Raw genomic sequence first — 6,371 nt, forward strand, 5'->3', positions numbered from 1 at the left:
TCGGCGGCCTGATCAACGAGTACGAACCCATCGCTGCGTAAACGCAGGTCAGACCCGTGGCCGACTATTGGCACCCCACAGGCCGGCATCATCGACGGATCCCATTACGGCGCCTGACCTGCGCGGACGACATCCCCGGCAAGCACAGCCCGCTGTCCGCTTCGAGCCACGCGGGGTGCTTCAACTCTCTTGAGGTGGGTGGCGTACGCGTACGGGTGACCAGGTTCGCGGTGTGTAGCTCATTCCTACCGGAAGCTCCACCCCTTCAGGGAAGTGCCTGAAGGAAACACTTTACATTAAAATTTGATCCTCTCGACCAATTGGCCGGGACGACCCGGAAGAAGGAATGACATGAAATCATTTCGCACCTCGTTCGGAGTACTCGTCACCCTGACACTGGCGATGCTCGGCCCCACAAGTCCACAGGCTTGGGGCGCCGAACAGGAAACGCCCAGGCTCAGTTGCTACCAGAAGGTGAAAATGATCAACAGCGGACTTTTCGAACTAAAGCTGGAAGGACGGATCGAACTGCCGCAGGGAGGCGTCGTCAGCACGCCCGCGTCCGCCAAGTTCGCGAACGGGCAGGAACGCACGATCGACCTCGTCATGTATGCTGCCGATGGCTTCAAAGTCTGGCCCCGCGTGCAGGCGATCGCAGGCGAGAAGGCGGCAGGTGCTTCGTTCAGGTTCTGCAAGAACGGCGAGATTGCAGTGTACAAGGCGACCGGCACACTTTGGGACGTCAATGTGACCAAGGAGAACTGACCGATCCACCGCCGCCGTGTACCTGCCGATATTGAATCGAAAGTGATCGGTTGTCTGTAGGTTGACGTGCGTGGTCGAACTTGAGGGTGCGCACCGGTTGTCTCCTGCGGAGCAGGAGGTGCTGCGGTTGCGGGTGGTCGCGGCGCTGGAGTCCGGGCAGGTCGAGGGCTACAGACAGGCCGCGGAGGTGTTCGGGGTCTCGGTGCGGTCGGTGGGCACCTGGTGGCGTGCCTACCGGCAGCAGGGCCGCGACGGCCTGGCGGTGCGACCGGGTCGTCGGCCGGGGCCGGCCGAACTGATCAGCCCCGAGGACCGCGGCACCCTGTTCGCGGCGATGGCCGACTACACGCCCGAGGAGCTGCTGATCGGCGGCCCGTTGTGGACCCGTCCGGCGGTGGTCGAGCTGATCAGGCTGGTTGTCGGGGTCGACATGACCGAGCAGGGCGTCGGTTTGTCGCTGCGTAGACACGGGTTCACCCCACAGCGCCCGGCACGTCGTGCCTACGAACAGCAGCCCGCCGCGGTGCGGGCCTGGCTCGACGAGCAGTACCCGGCGATCGAGACACGGGCGAAGGCCGAGGGCGCCGCGATCGCGTGGGTCGACCAGTGCGGACTGCGCTCCGACGCCGCGTCACCCAGCCGATCCTGGGCGCCCAAAGGCCGCACGCCGATCGTGCGGGTGACCGGAAAACGACTGCGGGTCAACGTCATGTCGCCGTCGCCTCACGCGGCGCGCTGTGGTTCACCGTGTTCACCGAGCGCTTCACCGCAGCCGTGTTCACCACCTTCCTCGACCGCGTCGGCCGCCAGGCCGGCCGGAAGGTGCACATCGTCGCCGACCGTCACCCAGTCCACCGGAGCAAGGCCGCCCGCTCCTGGCTGCAGGCCAACGCCGACCGGATCGAACTTCACCCGATGCCTGTGGGGTGCCAATAGTCGGCCACGTGTCCTGACCTGCGCTTACGCAATCTAGTGATGAACGTCGGCGACCGGGCAGACGACCTCCGATTCCTCATCCGCGACCGGGCCAGCCAGTTCACCGCCTCGTTCGACGCTGCCGAGGTTTTCGAAGAGCAGCTACGCTCACTTCAACAGCCCGGTGTTGCATCGACCGGTTGAACTCACCCTCAACCCACCAGTCGATCGGCACCGTACTCACCGGTCATCCCGCCGACCGTGGCGCGACGACCATCCCCGCCCTGGTGTCCAACCCCACCGGCGAGGTCGTGGTCACGGCGGCGATCGACGGTGCCCTGCGGCTCTGGCACACCAACGCCCGCGATCCCTACCCGCGCGGCTAATCACCGACGATGAACAAGTAGCCGCTGAGCCCTCTCGCTTCTTTCGCCGCGGCCAGCAGGTCCCGTTCGGGCCCGACCAGCTCTCCCGATGCCAGCAGCGCACCGAGTTCGCCGATCAGGCGGTCGAGCTGGATGAAGTTCAGCATCGTGTCCGTGTACGGGTCGATCACGTCCATCACACGACTGCCGTTGGCAGCGCACCGCCGCGCCACTCCCAGGAAGGAGTTCGCTGAGTCATCGGTGAAGTTTCTGACACGATGGTGCGTCTGGTCCTCGACGTGGAAGAGCAACACCTCTCGGCCTTTCCCAAATCAGTTCGGTCGTGTGCCTGCCGATAACTCCATCCATGCAGGTTGAAGCCGTGTATAGCGTGAAGGGCCAAGGCGCCCGTGGGTGCGGCCGCAGATCCGCAGCGCGTCGGCTGACGCGGCATTATGACCGGCCATGATGCTCCGACTGGCCTACCTGGTCGTGACCAACGCGTTCGTCTCCCGCGGTTCTCCCCTGGCGACCGGGCGTTCCTCGCGACACTGCTGCACCGACTTCCGATCGACCTGCTTCGTCCGCTGCGATTGCTGGTACGTCCGGAGATGGTGCTGCGATGAACCACAAGATCATGAACGGGGCCTGTTTCAAGATCGGCTCTGGCGCACTTCCGGTGGTGGTGCGGTGGGCCCAGGCCGTGACGGGGGCCGAGGCTTGTCGTGATCATTTATGGCTCAAGTGGCGAAGTTGGTCGGCACGGTGTTCTCGGGGCTTTCGGCGCTGTCGGTCGAGGGTGTCGAGGACGCGGGTGATGTGATCGTGGTGTGGGCGTCGACCAGGGGCGATGCGGTGGCGTGTCCCGCTTGTGGCACATCGACGGGCCGGGTTCACGCTTTCCATGAGCGGGTTCTCGCGGATGTGCCGGTCGATGGACGTCGGGTGCTGGTCAGGGTGCGGATGCGCCGGATGCGTTGCCCTGTCACGGAATGTGCGCGCCGGACGTTCCGGGAGCAGGTACCGGGCTTGATCGAGCGGTACCAACGACGCACCGCGCGACTGGGTGAGCAGGTTCGCGGTGTCGTGCGCGAGCTGGCGGGCAGGGCCTCCGCTCGATTGTTACCATCGCTGGGGATCGTGGTCGGTCGGGACACCGCGGTGCGGGTCCTGCTGGGCATCCCGTTACCGGATCGCGCGGTGCCACGGGTGCTGGGGATCGACGATTTCGCACTGCGCAGGTGTCACGACTACGCCACCGTGGTGATCGACGCCGACACCGGTGCCCGGATCGACGTGCTGCCCGGACGCGGCGCCGACGTGGTGGCCACGTGGTTGCGGAGGCATCCGGGGGTCGAGGTGGTGTGCCGGGACGGCTCCACCGCCTACGCGCAGGCCGTGCGGGACGCGCTGCCGCACGGGATTCAGGTCGCCGACCGGTGGCATCTGTGGCACGGCCTGTGCGACGCCGCGGGTAGGGAGGTCGCGGCCCACAGCGCGTGCTGGGCCTCGGCCACGGGACTGCGCCAGGGAAAGCTCGCCGAGACCACACTCGACCGGTGGCGGCAGATCCATGCCCTGCGCGAGGCCGGCGTCGGGCTGCTGGACTGCTCGCGCCGCCTGGGGCTGGCGATGAACACGGTCAAGCGCTACGCCCGCGCGGCCACACCGGAGCGCATCCAGCGGGTGCCGAAGTACCGGGCCTGCATGGTCGACCCGTACCGGGACCACCTCCGCACCCGCCGTGAACAGGAGCCGGGTGTGGGGGCCACCGCACTGCTGGGCGAAATCCGCGCCCTGGGCTACAACGGCAGCCAGAACCTCCTCGTGCGGTACCTCAACCAGGGACGGCACCTCGACGATCATTCGCACCTGTCGTCACGTCGGGCCGCCCGACTGCTGCTGACCCGACCGGAGAATCTCGCCGAACGGCAACGCGACCGGCTCGACGCCCTGACCGCGGCCTGCCCGGAAATGACGGCGCTGGCAAGCATTGTGCCTTCCTTCGCCGCGCTGCTCGCACCCCACAAGGACAACGCGGCCCGATTGTCAGCGTGGACCACCGCGGCGCGCGAGGCGGACCTACCCCACGTGCACTCCTTCGCACGCGGCATCGCCCAGGACATCGACGCCGTCACCGCCGCGATCACCCTCGACCACCACAACGGACGCACCGAAGGCGTGAACACCAAGACGAAGCTGCTCAAACGCCAGATGTACGGACGAGCCAGCTTCGCCCTTCTTCGTCACCGCATCCTCCTCGGATGACACCACCGGAAGTGCGCCAGAGCCGATCACGAGATAGACCCCTTTTCGGGCGGAAGAGGGCCCTGCTCGGCGTGTGTGGGAGCAGGGCCCACCGCGGTCATGCGACGTTGAACGAGAAGCGGTTGCTGTAGTCGCTGTACCGCCCGTCGGCGTCGATCGCGTAGACGTCGAGGTCATGGTGATCGCTGGTGTCCGGTGTGAACGTGATCGTCGCGGTGCCGTCCGGACCGGCCGGGACGTCGACGTACTCGCCCCAGTCGACGGAGTAGCTGTAGCTCGCGACCTGGGTCCAGCCCGGCGGTGGGCTGAAGGTGAACGTGCCGGGCACGCCCACGCCCCCGGTCGGTTCGCCGCTGTCGGTGTACACGTCCGAGTGCACCCCCGGCCCCGGGAAGAAGTAGTGGGTCCAGCTCGCCGCACCGGACAGCCAGCCGTTGGCGCTGCGACCGTTGACGGTAACGGTGTGGCCCGTCGGGTTGTCGGCCCGGAAGGTGATCGTCGCGGTGCCGTCCGCGCCGACCGCGACCACCTGTTGTTCACGCGAATCCACGCGGTAGACGAAGTCGACGGTGCGGTCGGCCAGGGCGGGCAGTGGCGCGAACCGCAGGGTCACGTCCTGGTTCCACCGCGGTTCATCGCCGACCAGGGTGACGGAAGGGCTGGTGACCGGGATGTACATCAGGTACTCGCTCGGTCCCGAGCGGTTGCCCGCGGCATCTATCGACCACGCAGTCAGCTTCTGCGGGCCGGCGCTGGGTGGGGCGAGGGTGATCGTGGCCGTGCCGCCGGGGTGGTCCGCCCGGACCGCCTGGCCGCCCTCCAACGGGTCCGAGCAGATCAGCTGGCCCAACTCCCCGGTGGAGCACCCGGGCACCGGGATCGTGCTGCCCCAGGTGTAGCCGAACCCGATCGTGTCGGCGTCACCTCGGGCGTCGAAGACGAACACGCCGTCCTCGCCCACGGGCACCGTCGAGGAACCGTCGTACGGCGGGTAGTTCGGCGAGGTGATCGTGGGCGTCGACGGATCGACAGCGTCGGCGACGAAGTGGCAGGGGGTCGACCAGGCCGACGTGTCGGCGCCGTCACCGGCGCGTGCCTGCCAGGAGTAGACCTTCCCGTCTACGAGCTCCGGGAAGCTCGCGCTGCCCACCCTAGTGGTGCTCGCAGAATGCGAGGCCTTCTCGATTCGTGCGGTCGGGTCGTCCTGTGGCCACAGGACGAAGTCGACGGTCAGGCGATACGGGCTGCGGTCGCCCGGGTCGTCGTCGGCGGGCAGCGCTTCCAGCGTCACGAACGAGGTGCTCAGCTTCGGGTAGGGAAGCGTGGTAGCGCACGGCTTCCCGGAGTTGTGGCTGTACTGGTCCACAATGGACGGTACCCGGTTGTGCTGCACGCTCAGTGCGGCCTTGTAATACCCGTACAACGTCCGGCCGTAAGTGGTGTCGCGTTCGAGCGTCGCCGGCACGGCGACTTCCAACGTGATCCGGGACTCGTTGCGCGTCGACGCGTCCCGCACCGCGGCCGCGACGTCGAAGGACGGGTAGGACAGGCACACCCCCGTCGCGGTGAAGTCGTCCAACCAACGCTTACGTCTCGGCGCGTCAGCCCACGTGGGATCACCGGTGACCGGCGCGGTCTGCCACACCTCGATCGCCCGTTTGTCGCAGTCGGCCGTCGAGCTCTCCTGGAGGAAGAGCTTCGCGTCGAGGACCCGGGTCCCGGCGAACTGCGCGACGTCGAACGTCAGGTAGACCCGCGAGACGTGCAGTCGACCGTCACGCGTCGAGGCGCCCAGCGGCGCGTCCTGGTCCTGCCACGGGAACGCGGTGTGACGCTTCGCGGAGTCGGTGTAGGAAGCCAGCACCGGATACATCCGCGTGGAGTGAGGTGCCGCCTCCGCCGTCACAGTCACCACGCCCGACACCAATATCACCGCACCTAACAGCAATACCAGTGACTTAATGGTTGATCGGGTAGGTTGTGCGTCCTGGAGGTGCTGGATGCCACGGCCTGGGCAGGTCAAGCCTGAGACAGATGCGCGGTTGTCGGATCGGATCG

General features: G+C 67.0%; 6 protein-coding genes and 1 pseudogene. 5 read left to right on the forward strand and 2 right to left on the reverse strand.

The genetic code is table 11. The annotated features are described in order from the left end of the window. Positions 1-351 precede the first annotated feature (351 nt). The 4 genes and pseudogenes from AB0K14_RS23710 (at position 352) to AB0K14_RS23725 (ending at position 2,066) form a co-directional block, all read left to right on the forward strand. Positions 352-765, forward strand: a complete 414-nt coding sequence (locus AB0K14_RS23710; RefSeq protein ID WP_360454873.1) for a hypothetical protein — start codon at positions 352-354, stop codon at positions 763-765. Positions 766-898: 133 nt separating this feature from the next. Then, a pseudogene (locus AB0K14_RS23715) lies at positions 899-1,465 on the forward strand (winged helix-turn-helix domain-containing protein); the annotation flags it as partial. Between the two features lie 47 nt (positions 1,466-1,512). Then, on the forward strand, positions 1,513-1,701 hold the full coding sequence (locus AB0K14_RS23720; protein ID WP_364338697.1) for a transposase: 189 nt from the start codon (positions 1,513-1,515) through the stop codon (positions 1,699-1,701). A gap of 179 nt (positions 1,702-1,880) precedes the next feature. Then, the gene (locus tag AB0K14_RS23725) at positions 1,881-2,066 is read left to right on the forward strand and encodes a hypothetical protein (RefSeq protein ID WP_360454870.1); all 186 of its coding nucleotides are present in this window, start codon (positions 1,881-1,883) and stop codon (positions 2,064-2,066) included. Here the strand turns inward: AB0K14_RS23725 and AB0K14_RS23730 are convergent. Beyond that, complete coding sequence (locus AB0K14_RS23730; protein WP_360454867.1) at positions 2,063-2,359, reverse strand: hypothetical protein; 297 nt, start codon at positions 2,357-2,359, stop codon at positions 2,063-2,065. The genes AB0K14_RS23725 and AB0K14_RS23730 overlap by 4 nt on opposite strands. A 421-nt stretch (positions 2,360-2,780) precedes the next feature. Here AB0K14_RS23730 and AB0K14_RS23735 point away from each other — a divergent pair, with 421 nt between their 5' ends. Beyond that, positions 2,781-4,313, forward strand: a complete 1,533-nt coding sequence (locus tag AB0K14_RS23735) for an ISL3 family transposase (protein WP_364338688.1) — start codon at positions 2,781-2,783, stop codon at positions 4,311-4,313. A gap of 97 nt (positions 4,314-4,410) precedes the next feature. On the opposite strand, the gene AB0K14_RS23740 is transcribed toward AB0K14_RS23735, so the two are convergent. Continuing rightward, a complete protein-coding gene (locus tag AB0K14_RS23740) occupies positions 4,411-6,186 on the reverse strand; it encodes a hypothetical protein (RefSeq protein ID WP_360454865.1) in 1,776 nt (591 codons plus the stop codon). Positions 6,187-6,371 lie beyond the last annotated feature (185 nt).

The organism is Actinosynnema sp. NPDC050801, assembly GCF_040673975.1.
Lineage (GTDB): Bacteria > Actinomycetota > Actinomycetes > Mycobacteriales > Pseudonocardiaceae > Actinosynnema.